4 protein-coding genes are annotated in these 23,262 nt (G+C 74.4%); all 4 read right to left on the reverse strand.

Annotation, left to right across the window (positions count from 1 at the left end):
• Positions 1 to 12: 12 nt before the first annotated feature.
• Positions 13 to 3,966 (reverse strand): amino acid adenylation domain-containing protein, encoded by a 3,954-nt coding sequence (locus tag AB0C87_RS26130; protein WP_360579987.1) that lies wholly within the window; start codon positions 3,964 to 3,966, stop codon positions 13 to 15.
• Positions 3,963 to 11,687, reverse strand: coding sequence for an amino acid adenylation domain-containing protein (locus AB0C87_RS26135; RefSeq protein WP_360579989.1), 7,725 nt, complete (start codon positions 11,685 to 11,687; stop codon positions 3,963 to 3,965). Before AB0C87_RS26135 ends, AB0C87_RS26130 begins: the two co-directional genes overlap by 4 nt.
• Positions 11,669 to 21,163, reverse strand: coding sequence for an amino acid adenylation domain-containing protein (locus tag AB0C87_RS26140; protein ID WP_360579991.1), 9,495 nt, complete (start codon positions 21,161 to 21,163; stop codon positions 11,669 to 11,671). Before AB0C87_RS26140 ends, AB0C87_RS26135 begins: the two co-directional genes overlap by 19 nt.
• A 459-nt stretch (positions 21,164 to 21,622) precedes the next feature.
• Positions 21,623 to 23,161 carry an amino acid adenylation domain-containing protein gene (locus tag AB0C87_RS26145; protein WP_360579993.1) on the reverse strand — a complete coding sequence of 513 codons (1,539 nt, stop codon included), beginning with the start codon at positions 23,159 to 23,161 and terminating at the stop codon, positions 21,623 to 21,625.
• Between the last annotated feature and the right edge of the window lie 101 nt (positions 23,162 to 23,262).

The raw sequence follows: 23,262 nt of genomic DNA on the forward strand, positions 1-23,262 counted from the left end.
TCCGTGCCTGCTTCAGCGATCCCGCGTTCCGCTGTGGAGTTTGTCGAGCTTTGCGGCCAGGACGGCGCCCATCTCTGCGGCCGGGCCCGGGTCCATGAGCAGGTGGTGCTCGGTGTCGACCGGGTAGTCCTCGATCTCGCCGTCCACGAGCGGCCCCCAGTTGGACGGCCCGGTGGGCGACTGCGCGGTGCGGCCCCGCTGGGCGGTGAAGAACACCACGTCGCCGCGGAACCGTCCCGGCCGGTACTCCCCGGCCTGCCGGAGCCCGTTCTCGTAGTTGCGGTAGACGTTGACCAGGTCGTCCTCGCCGAGGGTGGCGAGGGCGTCGTCGCGGTCGGCGAGGATCCCCATGATCTGCTCCATGTCGGGGTTTCCGTCCGGGGCGATCGCCCTGGCGTCGACGCCGATGCCCTGCAGCAGCTCGGGCAGGATCTCCCGCTCGTCCCCCGCGAGGTCCTGGCCGTGGTAGGAGTCGATGAGCGCGAGGAGCCCGACGGTCTCGCCCTCGGCCTGGAGCCGGACGGCCATCTCGTAGGCGACGAGGCCGCCGAGGGACCAGCCCGCGAGGTGGTAGGGCCCGGACGGCCGCACCGACCTGATCTGCTCCAGGTAGTCCCCGGCCATCTCCGCCACCGACTCCGGCAGCTCGGACCGCGTGAACGCGCGGGCCTGCAGCCCGTAGACGGGCTGGTCCGGCCCGAGGTGCCGCTGGAACTGCAGGTAGGGCCAGGCGAGGCCGCCGGCCGGGTGGACGAAGAACACCGGCGGGCGGGACCCGCGCGTCCGGATCGGGAGCAGCACCTCGAAGCCGATCCGGTCGCCCGGGTCCCCGGCCCTGGCGAGCGCCTCGACGGTCTGGTGGGTGAACACGTCGCGGGGCGTCAGCTCGACCCCGGCCTGCCGGGCCCGGGTGGAGAGCTTCAGCGCGGCGATGCTGTCGCCGCCGAGGTCGAAGAAGCTGACGTCGGCGGCGACCCGGTCGAGGCCGAGGACGTCCGCGACCAGCCCGCACAGCCGCTCCTCCTCGGGGGTGCGCGGGTCGCGGCCGCCGGCCGCGGCGTAGTCGGGGGCGGGCAGGGCGCGCCGGTCGAGCTTGCCGGTCGGGCCGACGGGGAACGTGTCCAGCCGGACGAACGCGGCGGGCACCATGTACTCCGGCAGCCGTGCCCGGACGAACTCGCGCAGGCCGTCCGTCGGCCGCCTCTCCCCGGCGCTCTCCGGGGTCCCGTCCTCCGGGGAGGCCAGAGCGGGCGCGATGACGTAGGCGACGAGCGCCTTGGCGCCGGACGCCTCCTCGCGGGCGACGACGGCCACGTTGGCGACGCCGGGGTGCGCGGCGATCGCCGCCTCGACCTCGCCCAGCTCGATCCGGAAGCCGCGGATCTTGACCTGGAGGTCGGCGCGGTCGACGTACTCCAGGTTCCCGTCGGGCCGCCACCGCATGAGATCGCCGGTCCGGTACATGCGGTCGCCGGGCGCGCCGAACGGGTCGGCGACGAACCGTTCGGCGGTGAGCGCGGGCCGCCGCAGGTAGCCGCGGGCGACGCCGGCGCCCGCGAGGTAGGCCTCGCCGACGACGCCGGGCGGGACGGGGCGCAGCCCCTGGTCCAGCACGTAGACGCGCATGTCGTCGTAGGGGCGGCCGAGCACCGGCGTGCGCTCCGCCGGGTCGGCGAGGGGCCCGCGCAGCGGCGCGGCGGTCGCGTACGTGGTGGCCTCGGTGGGCCCGTACACGTGGACGAGCTCGGTGTCCGGGCAGGCGGCGAGGACCTTGCGCATCGCGGCGGGCGACCCGGCCTCCCCGCCGGTCAGCACCTCGCGGAGCCGGGCGAAGGCGTGCGGGCGCTCCTCGCCGACGAGGTTGAACAGGGTGGTGGTGAGGAAGGCGGCGGTGACGTCCTCGGTCTCGATGACCTCCTGCAGCGCGGCGGCGTCCAGGTGGCCGGGGGGCGCGATGACGGCCGTGCCGCCGTTCAGCAGCGGCGTCCACAGCTCGTAGGTCGACGCGTCGAACGCGTGCGAGGAGTGGACGAGGACCCGGTCGTGGGCGCCGCCCCGCAGCCGTCCGTCGGTGGCGAGGGCGACGGCGTCGCGGTGCGTCACCATGACGCCCTTCGGCAGGCCGGTGGAACCCGAGGTGAAGAACACGAAGGCGAGCTGGTCCGGGTGGCACGGCACCCCCGGGTCGGTGTCCGGCGCGCCGGCGAGGTCCGGGTCGTCCACGGCGACGATCCGCGCGGCGGCGCCGAGGGCGGCGGCCCGGTCGCGCATGGCGCCGTCGACGACCAGGACGGGCGCGCCGGCCTCGCGGACCGCCCACGCGATCCGCTCCGGCGGCTGGCCGGGGTGGACGGGCGCGTAGGCGCCGCCCGCCTTGAGGACCGCCAGGGACGCGACGGCGACGTCGGCGGACCGTTCGAGCAGGAGGGCGACGCACGTCTCCGGGCCGACGCCCAGTTCGATCAGCCGGTGCGCCAGCCGGTTCGCGCGGGCGTCCAGCTCCGCGTAGGCGATCGGCTCCCCGGCCGCGCGGAGGGCGGTCGCGTCCGGGTTCTTCGCGCACTGCGCGGCGAACCGGCCGGTGAGGGTGCCGGGGGCGCGGTCCGTCCGGGCCCCCTGCCAGTTCCGCAGGACGTCGGCGCGTTCCTCGTCGTCCAGGACCGGGATGCGGCCGAGCGGCAGGTGCGGCCGGTGCGCGACCGCGTCCAGGATGCGCAGGAGGCGCCGCATCAGCCGCTCGGCGTCGTCCCGGCCGAACAGGTCGGGGCGGTGGTCGATGCGCAGGGACAGGCGGCGGCCGGGGACGGCGGCGAACGTCAGCGGGTAGTGGGTGGCGTCGTACCCGTCCACGTCGCGGAGGGTCAGCCCGCCGAGGTCGGCGCCGGCGGCGTCCGGGTCGAACGGGTAGTTCTCCAGGACGGTCATGGTGTCGAACAGCGTCCCGGTGCCCGTGAGGCGCTGGATGTCGGCCAGCCCGAGGTGGTGGTGCGGCATCAGCGCGGCCTGCTCGTCCTGGAGGCGGGCGAGCGCCTCGGCGACGGTGTCGGCGGGGCGGACCCGGACGCGGATCGGCAGCGTGTTGATGAACAGGCCGATCATCTGCTCGACGCCGGGGAGCTCCGGCGGGCGGCCGGAGACGGCCGCCCCGAACACGACGTCGTCCGCGCCGGTGAGGCCGCTGAGCAGCGCCGCCCAGGCGAGCTGCACGACCGTGTTCAGCGTGACGCCCTGGGCGCGGGCGCGCGCGTTGAGCGCGGAGGTGAGCTCCTCGGTGAGGCGGGTGCGGACGCGTCCCGGCGTGCCGTCGCCGGAGTCCGGCTCGGGCGCGCCGGGCGCGACGAGCGTGGGCTCGTGGACGCCGTCGAGGGCGCGGCGCCAGGCGTCCTCGGCGGCGGCGCGGTCCTGCGCGGCGAGCCAGGCCAGGTAGTTCTTGTAGGGGGCGACGCGCGGCATGCCGGTGTCGTCGCCCCCGGCGAGGTAGAGCGCGAACAGCTCGGTCTGCAGGACGGGCGTGGACCAGCCGTCCAGCAGGATGTGGTGGTTGGTGAAGACCATGCGGTGCAGGCCGTCCGCGAGCCTGATGAGCATGAAGCGCAGCAGCGGCGGCCTCGCCATGTCGAACGGGCGGGCGCGTTCGGCGGCGGCCAGTTCGCGGGCCCTGGCCTCGCGTTCGGGTCCGGGCAGGGCCGACAGGTCCTCGTCCTGCCACGGCAGCCGCACCGTGCGCTGGACGACCTGGACCGGTGAGCCCTCCTTGCGCTGCCGGAACCCGGCCCGCAGGTTCGCGTGCCGGCGCAGCAGCGCCGCCGCGGCGGCCTTCAGCGCGTCCGCGTCCAGCGGGCCGTGCAGGTCGAACACGATCTGCGCGGTGTAGACGTCGTGGCCGGAGCCGTAGAGGGCGTGGAAGAACAGCCCCTCCTGCAGCGGGGAGAGCGGGAGGATGTCCTCAAGCTGCGACCTGCTCACTCCAGCTCCCATTCGCCGTCGAGCTCGGCGGCGAGCTCGTCGATCTCGTCCTGGCTGACGTCCACCAGGGAAAGGTCCGACGGGGTGAACCCGCCGACGGGGCCCTCGGCGGCGCCGGCGACGTGCGCGACGAGGCCGCGCAGCGCCGCGTACCAGCGGCCGGCGAGGTCCTCGATCGCGTCGCCGTCGAACAGGTCGCCGGCCCACGTCCACGTCGCGGACAGCTCGGGGCCGCCGGGCAGCTCGCGGGTATGCGCGTTGACCTCGATCGCGTGGACGAGGCCGAGCGCGGCGTCCTGGCCGGCGCCGAGGGCGTCGCCGTCGGCCTGGCCGGCCGGCCCCCAGTCGGTGGCCTCGGGCGCGGCGGAGCGGCCGAGGTAGTTGAACGCGATCTGCGGGCGGCCGCGCAGCCGCTCGCCGGCCGCCGGGTTGAGGTGGCGGAGCAGCCCGTACCCGATGCCGTTGTCGGGGATCTCGCGGAGCTGCTCCTTGACCCGCTTGAGGGCGGTGCCCACGGCCTGGCCGCCCTCGCGGACGTCGGCTGGCTCGACCAGGCCCGCGTCCAGGCGCACCGGGTAGATGGAGGTGAACCAGCCGGCGGTGCGGGACAGGTCGACGCCGGGGACGATCTCCTCGCGGCCGTGCCCCTCGAGGTCGATGAGGACCGCCGTGTCCTCGGACGCGCCCCGCTCGCGCCGCCATTCGGCGACGGCGAGGGCGAGGCCGGTGAGCAGCACGTCGTTGGCGCGCCCGTGGAACGCGGCGGGCACGTCGGTGAGCAGCGGCCCGGTCACGTCGGCGGGCAGGTCGAGGGTGAGGTGCCGGGCCGTCCCGAAGGTGTCGGCGGCCGGGTCCAGCGGCCGGGCGCCGAGAACGGGGTCGGGGGTGGCGAGGACGTCCTCCCAGAGCGGCAGCTCCGCCGTGCGGGCGGGGTCGGACGCCTCGGCGGCGAGGCGCTGCGCCCAGCGGCGGAACGAGGTCGGGACGGGGTCGAGACCGCCCCCGGCCCAGGCCGTGACCAGGTCGGGCAGGAGGATCCGCCACGAGACGCCGTCCACGGCCAGGTGGTGGACGGTGAGCAGGAGCCGCCCGGACGCGGCGGGCCCCGCGTCGAACCAGACGAGCCGCGCCATGGTCCCGGCGGCCGGGTCGAGGGCGCGGCGGGCGACCTCGGCCTCGGCGGCGAGCACGGCGCGCAGGTCCGCGGCGGCGAGCCCGGCGACGTCCACGCGGCGGACGAGGGGCGCGGCGTCGACGGCGCCGGGCTCGGCGACCTCGAACTCGGCGCCGTTCACGCGCAGGCGGAGCATGTCGTGGTGGTCCAGGAGCGTCTGGAGCGCGGCGGTCAGCCGCTCCGTGCCGAGGTCCGGCGGGACCTGGAGCAGCATGCGCTGGCTGTAGCCGTCGACGGGGCCGTGCAGCTCCTGGAACCAGCGCATGATCGGGGTGGCGGGGACGCGGCCGATGCCCGCGCCCGGCGCCTCCGCCTCGGTCTGCTCACCCTCGCCGACCGGCTTGGCGGTGGCGGCGAGTTCTTCGACGGTCTGGTGCTGGAAGACCTCGCGGGGCGTGATGACCAGGCCGGACTGGCGGGCGCGGGAGACGAGCTGGATCGCGATGATGGAGTCGCCGCCCAGGTCGAAGAACCCGTCGTCGATCCCGACCCGCTCCAACCCCAGGACTTCGGCGAACAGGCGCGCGAATGTCTCCTCCTGCTCGGTGCGCGGCGCCCGCGACGACACCTTCGCCCCGAAATCGGGGGCAGGGAGCGCCTTGCGGTCCAGCTTGCCGTTCGAGGTCAGCGGCAGAGCGTCCAGCTCCACGACGGCCGCCGGAACCATGTGGTCGGGCAGGGCCTTCGCGGCGAAGCGGCGCAGCTCGGCGGTGTCGGCTCCGGGCGCGACGACGTAGGCGATGAGGCGGTCGTCGCGGACCACGACGGCGGCGTCGCGGACGTCCTCGTGCCTGGTCAGGACGGCCTGGATCTCGCCCGGTTCGATCCGGAAGCCGCGCAGCTGCACCTGCTGGTCGCCGCGCCCGAGGTAGTCGAGGGTCCCGTCGGTGCGCCAGCGGCCGAGGTCGCCCGTGCGGTACATGCGGGTGCCGGGCTTCCCGTGCGGGTCGGCGACGAACCGCTCGGCGGACAGGCCAGGACGGTTCAGATACCCGCGCGCCAGGCCCGGCCCCGCGACGTACAACTCGCCGACGACGCCGGGCGGGACCGGCTGGAGACGGCCGTCCAGGACGTAGACGCGCAGGTCCGGAATGCCGACGCCGATGAGGCTCCCCGCCGCCGTGGCCGCGTGGACGGGGTCGAGGGCGAGGTAGGAGACGTGCACGGTGGTCTCGGTGATCCCGTACATGTTGACCAGGACGGGGGCGTCCTCCGGGTGCCGGGAGTACCAGTCCTCCAGGCGTCCCAGGTCGAGTGCCTCACCGCCGAAGACGATGTAGCGCAGAGCGAGGTCCCTGCCCGGGTTCTGCTTGTCGGCCGCCATCAACTGGTAGAAGGCCGACGGGGTCTGGTTGAGGACGGTGACCTTCTCGGCCGCGAGCAAGTCCAGGAAGTCGTCCGGCGAACGGGACGTCAGGTAGGGGACGACGACGAGCCTGCCGCCGTACAGCAGGGAACCCCACAGCTCCCACACTGAGAAGTCGAACGCATACGAATGGAACAGCGTCCAGACGTCCTGCGGACCGAAGTCGAACCACTCCTCGGTCGAACGCAGCAACCGCACCACGTTCTGATGCGGAACCACCACACCCTTCGGACGCCCCGTCGAACCCGACGTGTAGATCACGTAAGCCGGATGGTCGGGGTCGATGGCGAGACCGAGGTCGGTAGCGGGAAGACCCGGGTCGTCCAGCCCCTCCAAGTCCTCCGGACGCAAGGTCGCGGCAGGACGAGCGTCTTCGAGCATGGAGGCGATGCGGTCCTGCGGGTAGTCCGGATCGATCGGAACGTAAGCCGCCCCCGCCTTGAGCACTCCGAGGATCGCCACCACCAGCTCCGCCGAACGCGGCAGAGCCAAGGCCACGAACTGCTCAGGCCCCACCCCCTGCTCCACCAGCCGCCGAGCCAGACGATTCGCCCTCGCGTTCACCTCCCCATACGTCCACGACACACCCTCGAACGACACCGCCACCGCACCCGGACGAACCGCCGCCTGCGCCTCGAACAGCGCGGGAATCGTCGTGCGCGGGACGTCGCCGCCCCTGCCGCCCGCCCAGCGGCGCAGCAGCGTGCGCCGTTCGCCGCGGTCGAGGATCTCGGCGGTGGTGACGGGCGCGTCGGGGTCGGCGACCAGTTCGCGGACGAGGCGCTCGAACCGCCGGGCGATCGCCTCGGCGGTGGCGGGGTCGAAGAGGTCGAGGGCGTATTCGAGGCCGGCCTCGATGCCGCCGGGCGCGCCGTCGGCGCCGTGGCGCTCCTCCAGGTAGAGGGACAGGTCGTACTTGGCGGTGCCCGCCGCGAGGGGCTCGGCGCCGCCGGTCAGGCCGTCCAGTTCGAGCCGCGCCTCGGGGTTGTTCTGGAAGGACAGGACGACCTGGAACAGCGGGTGCCGCGCCATCGACCGCGCCGGGTTGAGCACCTCGACGAGCCGCTCGAACGGCAGGTCCTGGTGGGCGTAGGCGGCGAGGTCGGTCTCCTTCACCCGGGCGACCAGCTCCCGGAACGACGGGTCCCCGGAGGTGTCGGTGCGCAGGACGAGCATGTTGACGAACATGCCGACCAGGTCGTCCAGCGCCTCGTCGGTCCGGCCCGCGATCGGCGACCCGACCGGCACGTCCGTCCCCGCTCCCAGCCGCGTCAGCAGCGCCGCGAACGCCGCCTGCATGACCATGAAGAGTGTCGCGCCGCTCTGCCGGGCGAGGGCCAGGAGTTCGGCGTGGAGTTCGGCGTCCAGCTCGAACGCGTACGTTCCGCCCCGGTAGGACGCCTGCGCCGGGCGCGGCCGGTCGGCCGGCAGCGACAACTCCTCCGGCAACCCCGCCAACGCCTCACGCCAGTAACCGATCTGCTGCGAGATCAAGCTGCCCGGATCATCCTCCGAACCGAACAACTCCCGCTGCCAGAGCGTGTAGTCCGCATACTGCACGGGCAACGGCGACCACTGCGGCTCCCGACCCTCCGCACGCGCCGCGTAAGCGAGGATCACGTCCCGGGCCAGCGGCGCCATCGACCAGCCGTCCGCCGCGATGTGGTGTAGGACGAGCATGAGGACGTGCGCGCCGCCGCCGAGGGCGAACAGGCGGGCGCGCAGCGGCGGCTCCACCGACAGGTCGAAGCCCTGCCCGACCGTCGCGGCCAGCGCCGCGGGCAGCGCGCTCTCCTCCACCTCCGCGACGTCGAGGCGGGGGCGGGCGTCGGCGGGGTCGAGGACGAGCTGCCGGGCGGTCCCCGACCGGTCGGGGAAGATCGTGCGGAGGGGCTCGTGGCGCGCCGCGACGTCGGCCAGCGCGGCGCGCAGCGCGGCGAGGTCGAGCGCGCCGTCCAGGCGCAGCGCGATCGGCATGTTGAACGCCGCGGGGGCGCCCTCGAACCGGTTGAGGAACCAGAGCCGCTGCTGCGCGTACGACAGCGGGACGACGTCCGGACGCTCGGCGCGCACCAGCGGCGGGCGGACGTCCCCGTCCGCCTCGGCGAGCCGTCCGGCGAGGCCCGCCGCGGTGGGCGCCTCGAACAGCGCCCGGACGGGCAGCTCGGCGCCGAGCGCGGAGCGGATCCGGCTGACGAGGCGGGTCGCGGTGAGGGAGTCGCCGCCGAGGTCGAAGAAGCCGTCGTCCACGCCGACCCTCGGCACCCCGAGGACCTCGGCGAACAGGCCGCAGAGGATCTCCTCCCGGGGCGAGCGCGGCGCGCGGCCGGCGGCGGCGCCGGCGTCGGGCGCGGGCAGCGCGGCCCGGTCGAGCTTGCCGTTCACGGTGAGCGGCAGCGCGTCCAGGACGGTGAACGAGGGGACCATGTAGTCGGGGAGCCGCTCGGCCGCGTACCGCCGGACGGCGGCGGCGTCGGCGTCGGGCCCGACGAGGTAGGCGGCGAGGCGCCGGTCGCCCGGGCGGTCCTCGCGGACGACGACGGCGGCCCGCGCGACGCCGGGGCATCCGGCGAGGACGTTCTCGATCTCCCCCGGCTCCACCCGGAAGCCGCGGATCTTCACCTGGTCGTCGGCGCGGCCGAGGTACTCGACCGTCCCGTCCGGCCGCCACCGGGCGAGGTCCCCGGTGCGGTACATGCGGTCGCCGGGCGCGCCGAACGGGTCGGCGACGAAGCGCTCGGCGGACAGGCCGGGCCGGTCGTGGTAGCCGCGCGCGAGCTGCGCGCCCGCGAGGTACAGCTCGCCGGGGACGCCGGCCGGGACGGGCTGGAGCGCGCGGTCGAGCACGTAGGCCCGGGTGCCCCGCTGGGGCGCGCCGACGGTCGGGCGGTCGCTGTCGGCGACCGCCGCGTTCATGGTGTCGACGGTCGACTCGGTGGGCCCGTAGAAGTTGCGGGCGGTGAGGCCGGGGACGGCCCGCAGCTCCGTCCACAGGCTCTCGCTGATCGCCTCGCCGCCGAGGAGGAGCTGCGAGGGCCGGTGCCGGCCGTCGGCGTCCAGCAGCCCCGCCTCGCGGAGCGAGATGAAGTGCGACGGGGTGGTGTTCACCAGGTCGATCCGCGCCCGAGCCACGTACGCGGTGTAGGCCTCCACGTCGCGGCGGGTCTCGTCGTCGATGAGGTGCAGCTCGTGGCCGTACATCATCCACAGCAGGCCCATCCAGGACGTGTCGAACGAGAACGACGCCAGGTGGGCGAACCGCATCCGGCGGCCGCCGGCGGACTCGACGAGCGGGTCGAAGAACGCGTCCCGGTGGGCCTCGAAGTAGTTGAGCACGCCCGAGTGCGGGACGGTCACGCCCTTGGGGCGTCCGGTGGATCCCGACGTGTAGATGACGTAGGCGGCGTTGTCCGCCCGGAGGCTCCGGACCCGCTCCCCGTCGGCGGGGTCGTGGGAGGGCCGGCCCGCGGCGTCCGGGAAGTCGCCGGCGGTGATGGTCAGCACCGGGCGGCAGTCGTCCAGCGTGGAGGCGACGCGATCGGCCGGGTACTCGGGGTCGACGGGCACGTACGCGGCGCCCGCCTTCAGGACCCCGAGGATCGCGACGACGATCTCGGGGGTGCGCAGCAGGACGAGCGCGACGCGGTCCTCGGGGCCGACGCCCCGCGCGATCAGCTCGTGCGCGAGGCGGTTGGCGCGCGCGTTCAGCTCGGCGTAGGTCAGCCGGGCGTCGCCGCAGACGAGGGCGGTCTCGTCCGGGGTGCGGGCGGCCTGGGCCTCGAACAGGGCCGCGAGGGTGCCCGACGGAGCGTCGGCGGCGGTGTCGTTCCAGGCGGTGTCGTTCCAGGCGGCGAGGTTCGCTCGTTCGGCGCCGTCCGCGAGGTCCACTGCGCCGATCAACTGGTCCGCGTCCTCGGCGAACGCCTCCAGGAAGCGGCGGACGCGCGCGAGCAGCGCCTCCACGGCGGGCGCCTCGAAGACGTCGGGCCGGTAGTGCAGGCGGAGCGAGAGGCTCTCGCCCGGGACGGCGACGAAGGACAGGGGGAAGTGGGTGGCGTCGTAGGAGTCGGCCCCGGCGATGCGGACGCCGTTGAGGGAGCCGTCCATCGAGGACGGGTCGAACGGGTAGTTCTCCAGCACCGTCATCGTGTCGAACAGCGCGCCGCCGTGGCCCGCCGCCCGCTGGATGTCGGTGAGGCCGAGATGGTGGTGGGCGAGCAGCTCGGTCTGCTCGTCCTGGAGCCGCTCCATCAGCGCGCCGAGCGGCTCGTCCAGCCGGTACCGGACGCGGACCGGCAGCGTGTTGATGAAGAGGCCGATCATCTGCTCGATGCCCGGCAGCTCGGGGGGACGGCCGGAGACGGTCGCGCCGAACACCACGTCCCCCCTGCCGAGGAGCCGTCCGAGGACGAGTCCCCAGGCGCCCTGCAGGACGGTGCTCAGCGTGACGCCGTGGCGGCGGGCGGCGCGGGTGAGGCGGCGGGTGGCGCGCTCGTCCAGCGCGGTGGTCGTGCGCTCGGGCGGTTCGGGCGCGCGGGCGGCGGCCGCGGGAGCGACGAGTCCGGGCTCCTCCACGCCGTCCAGCGCGCGGCGCCAGGCGTCCTCGGCGGCCGCGCGGTCCTGGCGGGAGAGCCAGGCCAGGTAGTTCTTGTAGGGGGTGACGCGGGGCATCCCGGCGTCGTGGCCGCCCTGCATGTACAGCAGGAACAGCTCGGTCACCATGATCGGCGTGGACCAGCCGTCCAGCAGGATGTGGTGGTTGGTGAAGATCAGCCGATACCGCTCGGGGCCCATGCGGACGAGGACGAACCGCAGCAGCGGCGGCGCGGTCATGTCGAAGCCGCGCGCCCGTTCCCGCAGCACGACGGCGTCGGCCCCGGCGCCGTCGGCGGCGATCTCCTCCCACGGCAGCGCGACGGTGCGCGGCACGACCTGCACGGGCCGCGACAGGTCCTCGTGCCAGAACGCGGCGCGCAGGTTGGGATGGCGGCGCAGCAGCGTCTCGGCTGCGGTCCGCAGCGCGGCGACGTCGAGGGGGCCCTCCAGGTCCAGGACGAGCTGGGCCGTGTAGACGTCGCCGTCGCCGGCGTCGAAGAGGGCGTGGAAGAAGAAGCCCTGCTGCAGCGGCGACAGCGGCAGGATGTCCTCGAGGTCGCCCCGGTTCACTTCTTCTGCCTCCACGCGGTCTGCAGCTTGTCGATCTCGCCCTGGTCCAGCTCCACCAGCAGGTCGGACGGGGTGAACCCGCCGGCCGCGCCGCCGGCGACGTCCGCGACGAGGCCGCGCAGCGCCGCGAACCAGCCCTCGGCCAGCTCCCGGACGTCGGCGGAGTCCAGCAGCCCGCCGGGCCATGTCCAGGTCGCCGACAGCACCGGGCCCGCGGGCAGGTCCCGGGTGAGGGCGTTGACCTCCAGGGCGTGCGCCATCGGCATGAGGGGGTCCTCCCCGGCGGGCAGCTCCTCGGGCGCGAGCGTCCAGTCCCCGCCGTCGCCGCCGTCCGCGATCCGGCCGAGGTAGTTGAACGCGATCTGCGCCCGCGGGACCTCGGCGAGCTCCTCGTCGCCGTCCACGTGGCGCAGCAGGCCGTAGCCGAGGACGTCCGGGACGGCGCGCAGCTGCTCCTTGACCTTCTTGACGGCCGCGCCGCCGGTCGCGCCCCCCGCGTCCAGCCGGACGGGGTGGATCGAGGTGAACCAGCCGGCCGTGCGCGAAACGTCCACGCCCGGCACGGAGTCCTCGCGGCCGTGGCCTTCGAGGTCGACCAGCACGCCGGTGCCGCGCCCGCCGCGGCGCCTGCGCCACTGGGCGACGGCGACGGCGAGGCCGGTGAGCAGCACGTCGTTGGCGCGCCCGTGGAACGCGGCCGGGACCTCGGTGAGCAGGGGCCCGGTCACGTCGGCGGGCAGGTCGAGGGTGAGGGAGCGGGCGCGGGCCGCGATGTCCGCGCGCGGGTCGAGCGGGCGGTCCGCGAGCTTCTGCGGCGGGCCGTCGACGATGTCGAGCCAGTCCTCCAGGTCCTGTGCGCTCCGCTCGGCGGCGGTGAGCTTCTGCGCCCAGCGGCGGAAGGACGTCCCGACCGGCTGGAGTTCTCCCCCGGCCCAGGCGGTGACGAGGTCGGGCAGGAGGATGCGCCAGGTCACGCCGTCCACGACCAGGTGGTGCAGGACGACGAGGAGGCGTCCCTGCTCGCGGTCGGCGTCGAACCAGACGAGCTGCGCGACCGTCCCGGCGGCCGGGTCGAGGCGGTCGCGGGCGGCGGCGGCCTGCTCGGCGACGACCGCCTGGACCTTGTCGCCGTCCAGTCCCGCGACGTCGACGCGGGTGACGAGGGCGGCGGCGTCGACCGAGCCCGGCGGGCGGACGACCGGCCGCCACCGGCCGCCGCCGGTGTCGAGGCGCAGGCGCAGGACGTCGTGGTGGTCGAGCAGGACCGCCAGCGCGGCGGCCAGCCGCTCCGCGCCGAGGCCGGGCGGGGTGCGCAGCAGCATCGCCTGGTGGAATCCGCTGATCAGCGACGCGTCGCCGCCCACCCGGTCGCGCAGCCAGGCGATGATCGGTGTGAGGGGGACGGGCCCGACCCCGGCGCCCGGCGCCTCCGCCTCGATCTCCTTGCCCTCGCCGACCGGTTCGGCGGTGGCGGCGAGTTCTTCGACGGTCTGGTGCTGGAAGACCTCGCGGGGCGTGATGACCAGGCCGGACTGGCGGGCGCGGGAGACGAGCTGGATCGCGATGATGGAGTCGCCGCCCAGGTCGAAGAACCCGTCGTCGATCCCGACCCGCTCCAACCCGAGAACTTCGGCGAACAGGCGCGCGAGTGTCTCCTCCTGCTCGGTGCGCGGCGCCCGCGACGACACCTTCGCCCCGAAGTCCGGCGCAGGGAGCGCTTTGCGGTCCAGCTTGCCGTTCGAGGTCAGCGGCAGAGCGTCCAGCTCCACGACGGCCCCCGGAACCATGTGGTCGGGCAGGGCCTTCGCGACGAACCGGCGCAGCTCGGCGGCATCGGCTCCGGGCGCGACGACGTAGGCGACGAGCCGGTCGTCCCGGACGATCACAGCGGCGTCCGTGACCGCCTCGTGGCGGACCAGCGCCGACTCGATCTCGCCCGGCTCGATCCGGAAGCCGCGCAGCTGCACCTGCCGGTCGCCGCGCCCGAGGTATTCGAGACGGCCTCCGGCCAGCCACCGGCCCACGTCGCCCGTCCGGTACATGCGGGTGCCTGGCTCGCCGTGCGGGTCGGCGACGAACCGCTCGGCGGACAGGCCAGGACGGTTCAGATACCCGCGCGCCAGGCCCGGCCCCGCGACGTACAACTCGCCGACGACGCCGGGCGGGACCGGCTGGAGACGACCGTCCAGGACGTAGACGCGCAGGTCCGGAATGCCGACACCGATGACGCTGCCAGGCGCGGTCGCCGCATAGGCGCGGTCCAGCGCCACGTACGAGACGTGCACGGTCGTCTCGGTGATCCCGTACATGTTGACCAGGACCGGCGCGTTCTCGTCATGGCGGGAGTACCAGTCCTCCAGGCGCCCCAGGTCGAGCGCCTCACCGCCGAAGACGATGTAGCGCAGAGCGAGGTCCCTGCCCGGGTTCTGCTTGTCGGCCGCCATCAACTGGTAGAAGGCCGACGGGGTCTGGTTGAGGACCGTCACCCGCTCCCTCTCCAGGAGAGCGAGGAAGTCGTCCGGCGAACGCGAGGTCAGGTAGGGGACGACGACGAGCCTGCCGCCGTACAGCAGGGAACCCCACAGCTCCCACACCGAGAAGTCGAATGCGTAGGAGTGGAAGAGGGTCCACACGTCCTGGGGACCGAAGTCGAACCACTCCTCGGTCGAACGCAGCAACCGCACCACGTTCTGATGCGGAACCACCACACCCTTCGGACGCCCCGTCGAACCCGACGTGTAGATCACGTACGCGGGGTGGTCCGGGGAGATCGCGATGCCGAGGTCGCCGTCGTCGTACCCGGACGCGTCCAGATCGGCGAGGTCCTCGGGGCGCAAGGTCAGGACCGGGTGGGCGTCTTCGAGCATGGAGGCGATGCGGTCCTGCGGGTAGTCCGGATCGATCGGGACGTAAGCCGCCCCCGCCTTGAGCACTCCGAGGATCGCCACCACCAGCTCCGCCGAACGCGGCAGAGCCAAAGCCACGAACTGCTCAGGCCCCACCCCCTGCTCCACCAGCCGCCGAGCCAGACGATTCGCCCTCGCGTTCACCTCCCCATACGTCCACGACACACCCTCGAACGACACAGCCACCGCACCCGGACGAACCGCCGCCTGCGCCTCGAACAGCGCGGGAATCGTGGCCCGGCCGGCAGGGCGCGCCGATCCGCCCGCCCAGTCGCCGAGGACCAGCGAGCGCTCCTGCGGCGACAGGACGTCGGGGGCGCCGATGGGGGCGTCGGGGTCGGCGAGCAGCGACTGCAGGTACCGCTCGAACCGCTCGACGAGGCCGCGCGCGGTGGCCGGGTCGTAGAGGTCGAGCGCGTACTCCAGCTCGCCGTCGAGCCCGTCCTCCCGCTCGGTGAGGATCATCAGGAGGTCGAAGCGGGACACCCCGGCGGTGAGTGGTTCCACCTCGGCGGCGAAGCCGGGCATCTCCAGCCGCGCCGCCGGGTTGTTCTGGAACGTCAGCCCGACCTGGAACAGCGGGTGGCGGGCGAGGTGACGGGGCGGGTTCAGCACCTCGACGAGCCGCTCGAACGGGACGTCCTGGTGGGCGTAGGCGGCGAGGTCGGTCTCCTTCACCCGGGCGACCAGCTCCCGGAACGACGGGTCCCCGGAGGTGTCGGTGCGGAAGACGAGCATGTTGACGAACATGCCGACCAGGTCGTCCAGCGCCTCGTCGGTCCGGCCCGCGATCGGCGACCCGACCGGCACGTCCGTCCCCGCTCCCAGCCGCGTCAGCAGCGCCGCGAACGCCGCCTGCGCGACCATGAACGGGCTGGCGCCGGTCTCCTGCGCGATCTTCTGCAGGCCCGCGCGGATTCCGGCGCCGAGCCGGAACCTGGCGGTCCCGCCCCGGTAGGACGCCTGCGCCGGGCGCGGCCGGTCGGCCGGCAGCGACAACTCCTCCGGCAACCCCGCCAACGCCTCACGCCAGTAACCGATCTGCTGCGAGATCAAGCTGCCCGGATCATCCTCCGAACCGAACAACTCCCGCTGCCAGAGCGTGTAGTCCGCATACTGCACGGGCAACGGCGACCACTGCGGCTCCCGACCCTCCGCACGCGCCGCGTAAGCGAGGATCACATCCCGGGCCAGCGGCGCCATCGACCAGCCGTCCGCCGCGATGTGGTGCATCAGCAGCAGCACGACGTGGTCCCGCGGCCCGACCCGGAACAGGTGGGCGCGCAGCGGCGGTTCGGCGGAGATGTCGAACGCGTACCCGGCGGCCATGGCGAGCCGCACCGGCAGCTCCGCCTCGGTGGTGTCGGTGATCACCAGCTCGGGCCGCGCCGCGGCCGCGTCCAGGATGAGCTGGCGCGGCACTCCCCCGCTGTCGGGCAGGACGGTGCGGAGCGACTCGTGCCGCTCTACGAGGTCGCCGACGGCGGCGCGGAGCGCCTCCACGTCCAGCGGGCCGCGGATGCGCAGCGCGGTCGGCATGTTGTAGGTGGCCGACGGTCCCTCGAACCGGTTGAGGAACCAGAGCCGCTGCTGCGCGTAGGACGTGGGGATCACGTCCGGGCGTTCGCGCCGCTCCAGCGCGGGGCGCGCGGGCGCGGCGCCGCGCCCGAGGAGGGCGGCGAGCGCGGCGACGGTCGGCGCCTCGAACAGCGCCCGGACGGGCAGCTCCGCGTCGAGGGCGCGGCGGACCCGGCTGACCACCCGCATCGCGATGAGGGAGTTGCCGCCGAGCGCGAAGAAGTCGTCGTCGGCGCCGACCCGGTCCACGCCGAGCAGGTCGGCGAAGACGGCGGCGACGGCCTCCTCCGCCTCACCCGACGGGGCGCGGTACGCGGTCGCCGGGGTGATCGCCAGCTCCGGCTTCGGCAGCGCCCCGGTGTCGACCTTGCCGTTCGGGGTGAGCGGCATCTCGTCCAGGACGACGACGGCGGCGGGGACCATCGACTCCGGCAGGCTCTCGCGGATGTGGGCGCGCAACTCCTCGGGGTCGAGGGTCTGGCCGGGCGCGGCGACGACGTAGGCGACGAGGCGCTTCTCGCCCGGCCCCGCCGTCGCCTCCGGGAGCCGCGGGAGGTCGCGCGGGGCGCCGGGCAGGTCGAGCGCGCCGACGGTGACGGCGCCGCCGGAGGCGACGGCCGCCTCCAGGGTCCGCCGGTACCAGCCGGCGAGCCGCTCGGCCGTCGCGCGGTCGAACAGGTCGAGGGCGTACTCGAGGGTCCCCGCGTACCCGCCCGCGCCGTCGCGGGCGTCCTCCAGAAGGAACTCCAGGTCGAACTTCGCGACCCCGGGGTCCACCGGCTCGACGGCGACGTTCAGGCCCGGCAGCTCGACCGACGCCTCGGGGTTGTTCTGCAGGGTCAGCATGACCTGGAACAGCGGGTGCCGCGCCAGCGACCGCGCCGGGTTGAGCACCTCGACGAGCCGCTCGAAGGGGACGTCCTGGTGGGCGTAGGCGGCGAGGTCGGTCTCCCGGACGCGGGCGAGCAGCTCGGCCATCGACGGGTCGCCGGAGGTGTCGGTCCGCAGCACCAGGGTGTTGACGAAGACGCCGACGAGGTCGTCCAGCGCCTCGTCCGTGCGGCCCGCGACGGGCGAGCCGATCGGCACGTCCGTCCCGGCGCCGAGCCGGGTGAGCAGCGCGGCGAGCGCGGCCTGCAGCACCATGAACACGCTGACCTGGTGGTCGCGGGCGAGGGCGCGCAGCCCGTCCGCCAGCTCCGCCGGGACCTCGAAGGCGACCTGCCCGCCCCGGTAGGAGGCGCGGTCCGGGCGGGGCCGGTCGTGCGGCAGCCTGATCTGGTCGGGCAGCCCGGCGAGGGCCTCCTTCCAGTAGGCGATCTGGCGGGCGGCGAGGCTCGCCGGGTCCCCCTCGTCGCCGAGCAGCGCGCGCTGCCAGAGCGCGTAGTCGGCGTACTGGACGGGCAGCGGCGCCCACCCGGGGGCGCCGCCGTCGCGGCGGGCCAGGTAGGCGGTGATGACGTCGCGGGCGAGCGGCGCCAGCGACCAGCCGTCGCCGGCGATGTGGTGCAGGACGATGAGGAGCAGGTGCTCGTCCTCGCCGAGCCGGTACAGGTGGGCGCGCAGCGGCGGCTCGCTCGCCAGGTCGAAGCCGCGGGTGGCGTCGGCGAACAGGGCGGCGCGCAGGTCCGCCGGCTCGGTGACCGTCAGGCGCGGATCGGCCTCCTCCGGCGCGAGGACCACCTGGTGCGGCTCGCCTTCGGGGTCGGCGAACAGCGTCCGCAGCGGCTCGTGGCGGGCGACGACGTCGCGCAGCGCCTCCCGCATCGCCGCGGGATCGACCGCGCCGGTGAGGCGCAGCGGGATCGGCAGGTTGTAGGTGGCGGTGGGCCCTTCGAGCCGGTTCAGGAACCAGAGGCGCTCCTGCGCGTAGGACACCGGCAGCGGGACGGGACGCTCCTCCACCGCCCGCAGCGCGGGGCGCTCGGCGCTCCCGGCGGAGGCGATGTACTCGGCGAGCCCCGCCACCGTCGGGGTCTCGAACAGGGCCCGCACGGGCAGTTCCACGTCCAGTGCGGCGCGGGCGCGGGCCACGACGCGGGTCGCCTTGAGGGAGTCGCCGCCGTGGTCGAAGAACCCGTCGTCGACGCCGACGCGCTCCAGGCCGAGGACGCCGGCGAAGATCCCGCAGAGGATCTCCTCGCGGGCGTCGCGGGGGCCGCGGGAGGTGAGGGACGCGGCGAAGTCCGGTTCGGGGAGCGCCGCGCGGTCGAGCTTGCCGTTCGGGGTGAGCGGCATCTCCTCCAGCACGACGACGGCGGACGGCACCATGTAGTCCGGCAGCGTCCTGGCGACGAACGCCCGCAGCTCGGCCGGGCTCGCGGAGCCGACGACGTACCCGGCGAGGACGGTGTCGCCGACCGCGTCGCGGCGCGCGACCACGACGCTCTGCGTCACCGCCGGATGCGCGGACAGCGCCGCCTCGATCTCGCCCGGCTCGATACGGAACCCGCGGACCTTCACCTGGTGGTCGAGGCGGCCGAGGTACTCGATGTGGCCGGCGTCGTTCCAGCGGACGAGATCGCCCGTCCGGTACATCCGCTCCCCCGGCCCGCCGAACGGGCACGCGACGAACCGGTCCGCGGTCAGGCCGGGGCGGCGCAGGTATCCGCGCGCCAGCCCCTCGCCCGCCAGGTACAGCTCGCCGGGAACGCCGACCGGGACCGGGCCGAGCCGGTCGTCCAGCACGTAGGCGCGGGTGTTGGCCATCGGGCCGCCGATCGGCGCCACCGCGTCGGGGTTGCCGTCGTCGACCCACCACGTGGAGAAGACCGTCGCCTCGGTGGGGCCGTAGATGTTGGAGATGCGGGCCTTCGGCAGCAGGGCCCGGACGTCCCGCAGGAGCTGCGGCGGGAGCGCCTCGCCGCCGAGCGCCACGTCCCCCGCCTCCAGCCGCAGGCCGCCGCGTGCCAGCAGCGCCGACACGGCCGACGGCACGCCGCTGACCAGCGTCCCGGACCAGCCGCCGCGCTCGGCGACCTCCAGCAGGTCCCGCATGACCTCGATCTCGCCGCCGACGGTGAGCGGCAGCAGCCACTCGAACACCGACACGTCGAAGTTCAGCGACGTGGAGAACAGCACGCGCGCCACCGTCGAGGCGGGCCCGTAGCTCGCCATCGACTTGACGCACAGGTCCACGACGTTGGCGTGGGAGATGACGACGCCTTTCGGGCGCCCCGTCGACCCGGATGTGTAGATGACGTACGCCGGGTTCCCGGGCCGCAGCGGCCGGACGCGGTCGGCGTCGGCGACGTCGTCGCCGCGGAGCCCGTCCAGCTCGAGCGCGTCGAGCTCGACGCGGGCGGCGCCGGGCGGCAGGTCCGCGTCCCGCGTGGTGATGACGCAGGCGGGGGCGGCGTCCTCCAGCATGTAGGCGACGCGGTCGGCGGGGTAGGCCAGGTCGACCGGCTGGTAGGCGGCGCCCGCCTTCAGCACGGCCAGCGCCGCGACGACCAGGTTCTCGTCGCGCGGCAGCGCCAGGGCGACGAAGTCCTCCGCGCCGACCCCGCGCGCGATCAGGTGGCGGGCGAGGCGGTTGGCGCGCTCGTTCAGCTCCCGGTAGGTGAGGGTCGTGCCGCCGCGGGTGACGGCCGGGGCGTCCGGAGTGCGCGCGGCCTGCGCCTCGAACAGCTCGGGGACGACGGCGGGCGGGGCGGGGACCGCCGTGTCGTTCCACTCCTCCAGCACGAGGGCCCGCTCCGCGTCGTCGAGCAGGCCGATCTCGCGCAGCGGCGTGGCCGGGTCGACGTCGGCGAGCGCGCCCAGGAACCGGATGTACCGGTCCAGGTGCCGGGCGACCTGGTCCTCGGTGTACAGGTCCGGGTGCGCCTCGAAGTCGACGCGCAGGCCCGCCCCGTCGAAGTTGTCGTAGATGTTGATCGACAGGTCGTCGACCGGCCCCGTGGTGATCGCGTGCATGCGCGCCGGGAGGCCCGCGAAGTCCAGCCGGTAGTCGAACGCCATGATGTTGATGACCGGCCCGTAGAGGCGGCGGCGCTCGCCGAGCAGCTTCAGGTCCCGCAGCAGGTCCTCGCGCCGGTAGTGCTGGTGGCGCAGCGCCCGGGCGCTCGCCCGCGTCGCCGAGCGGACCAGCTCCTCCACCGTCATGTCGGGCCGGACCGACACGCGGAGCGGCAGCACCGTCGCCAGCAGCGCCGGGGTTTCCAGCGCGATCTGCGTGGTGCGGCCGGTGACGGCGAGCCCGAGGACGACGTCCTCGGTGCCGGCCATCCGCGCCACGTACGCGGCCGTCGCCGCGATCGCCAGGCCCGGCGTCGCGGTGCGGAGCCGGCGCGCGCCGGCCGCCAGCTCGGCGGTCCGCTCCGGCGGGACGACGGAGATCAGGCTCAGGTAGTCGGCGGTCGGCTCGGCCATCTCCTCCGACAGCGACGCCGCGACGGGCCGGTCGGCGAACCGCTCGGTCCAGTAAGCGCGGTCCCGCTCGAACCTCTCCGACGCCCGGTAGGCCTCCTCCTCGACGAGGACCCTGCGGTAGTCGCCCGCCTCCGCGGGGACGTACTCGCCCCCCGCCGCCAGCGACGTGTAGATCTCCGCGGCGCGGTGGGCGATCAGCGGGCCGCAGTAGCCGTCCTGGATGATGTGGTGGGCGCGGATGAACCAGCGGTGCAGGCCGGGGGCCAGCCGCAGCAGGGCGGTGGAGTACAGGCGCTCGGCGTCCAGCGGCAGCGGCTCGGCCATCGCCTCCCGCATCCACGCCCGCGCGGCGGCGTCCGGGTCGGGCTCACCCGACAGGTCCACGAGCGGGATCGTGGCGGTCGCGTCCGGGTCGAGCACCTGGTGCGGCAGGCCGTCCCGCTCGGCGATCCGGATGTTCATCGCCAGCGCCTCGTGGGCCGCGATGCGCGCCACCCGGTCGAACAGCCCGTGGTCGATCGGGCCTTCGATCTCGATGTACTGCGCGATGTGGATCGGCGTCCGCGGCGCCAGCTGCTGCGCGTACCAGACGCTCCGCTGGGCGGCCGAAAGGGGAACGTACTCGGTGGACATCAAGTGGTGCTTTCCCGGTCGCAGGGGGTTTGCTTCACGCCCGGTTTCGGGTCCGGCAGGACGCCGGCGGGCAGAAATCCAAAGAGAATGACCACAGAAATGATCGGGTTTCCCCGTCCCCTTTCACCCCGAGTTCCCTCCGGGGACGCACATCGCCCGCGCGATCCCGGAGTCAACGCCCTGTGTTCCGGTCAATACGGAGCGCCGCCGCTTTCCGCCCTCGCCCGTCTTCCGCCCTCGTCCCACGATCTACTCAGGAGTAGCGGGGTCACAGTCAACCAGCCGGTCACATGCCTCGCAATCCCCTCAAAAGCAGAAGTTGCCTCGCCCCATTGCTAACAGGAGTGACAAAATCATCGGCCGACGGGTCCGTTCCGGACCGGCCGGACGCTCGCCGGGTGACAAAGGTTGACAACCGAATCCGGCCAGCCCGGTCACGCTCGGTGAACGGCGGGCCCGCTACCTGCCCGGGTACTCGTGCACCACCACCGCGGCGGCCCGCACCCCCGGGTGGCGCTGCAGCACCGCCTCGATCTCGCCCAGCTCCATCCGCACCCCGGCGATCTTGACCTGGCGGTCGACGCGCCCCAGGTACTGCAGGGTGGGGCGGTCCTCCCCGCCCGCGCCGGGCGGCAGCAGCCGCACCGCGTCGCCCGTCCGGTAGAGGCGCCCGGTCGGGGACGCGCCGAAGGGGTCCCGGTAGAACGCCTCGCGCGTGCGATCGGCGTCGCCGAGATAGCCGCGGCCGACCACCACGCCGCCGACGAACAGCTCCCCGGTCTCGCCGACGTCACACGCCGACCAGGCGCCGTCGTCCTCCGGCCGCAGCACGTACAGGCGCGCGTTGATGACCGGCGTGCCGATGGGGAGGCGGAGAAGGCCCAGGTCACCGGCCGTCACGGTGTGGTGGGTGACGTCGTCGGAGCACTCGGTCGGGCCGTAGGCGTTCAGCAGCCGGGCGTGCGGCACCGCCTCCAGCCACCGGCGGGCCAGCTCGGCGGGCAGCTCCTCGCCGGTGGCGATCATCCAGCGCAGGCCCGCCAGCGGGCGGGCCCCGCCGCCCCCGGCCGCGGAGGCGTCCGGCGGCAGGTCGTCCAGCAGGTGCCTGACCATGGTCGGGACGAGCTCGACGACCGTGACGCCCTGCGCGTCCACCGCGCGGGCGAACGCGACCGGGTCGTGCCCCACCTCGTCGCCGACCACGTCCACCCGGCCGCCCAGCAGCAGCGGGCAGAGCATCTGCCAGATCGAGATGTCGAACCCCAGCGGGGCGGTGAACGCGACCACGTCGTCGCCGGTCAGCTCCAGGTCGACGATCTTCGCCCAGAGGTGGTTGAGCATGCCCTGGTGCTCGACGACCGCGCCCTTGGGACGGCCCGTCGAACCCGAGGTGAACAGCACGTACCGGGGCTGGTCGGGCGCGCTCAGGCGCGGCTCCCCCGTCCACGGGGCCAGGCCGTCCGCCCGGGAGGCGGCGACGACCCGGCACCCCGCCTCCGCCGCCCCCTCCAGCAGCGCCGGCGCCACCCGGTCCCCCGGGTCGACCGTGATCAGCACCGCCGCGCCCGCCTGGTCGAGGACGTCGCGGACGCGGGCGGCGGGCCAGGTCTCGTCGGCCGGGACGTACAGGGCGCCGACCAGCTCGATCGCGAGGAACGCGGCGATGACGCCCGCGCAGCGGCCGCCGCCCACGCCGACGACCTCGCCGGGGCGGACCCCCTCGTCCTCCAGCAGCGCGGCGAGCCGGCGCGCCTCGGCGACCAGCTCGGCGTAGGAGAGCGTCCGGTGCTCGTCGGCGACGGCGGGGCGGTCGCGCTCGGCGGCGATCCGCTCCACCCGCGCGATGACCGGGGCGGAGAGGTCGCCGTCCCACTCGCGGCTCATCCCGAGCCGCGCGGCCAGCTCGCGGGCGCGCTCGGCCTGCCCCGCGGACACGTCCAGCGCGGGCAGCCCGGCCAGGGGGAGCAGCCGGTCCACGGCGGGTCCGCGAGCACTCATCTTTACTCTCCGTGTTGTAGAACTTCTCCGCTGTAACAGAAAAACAAGCGGCCGCCATAGCCTAAGTCCGGCCCGGCAGAAGTACCACGCATTCTGCCCTA

Source organism: Actinomadura sp. NPDC048021 (genome assembly GCF_040653135.1).
Classification (GTDB): domain Bacteria; phylum Actinomycetota; class Actinomycetes; order Streptosporangiales; family Streptosporangiaceae; genus Spirillospora; species Spirillospora verrucosospora.

What these genes read in the sequence shown, in the direction of transcription:
- AB0C87_RS26140 (WP_360579991.1), bottom strand. Translation starts at nt 21,163, where the DNA reads ATGTCCACCGAGTACGTTCCCCTTTCGGCCGCCCAGCGGAGCGTCTGG.
- AB0C87_RS26145 (WP_360579993.1), bottom strand. Translation starts at nt 23,161, where the DNA reads ATGAGTGCTCGCGGACCCGCCGTGGACCGGCTGCTCCCCCTGGCCGGG.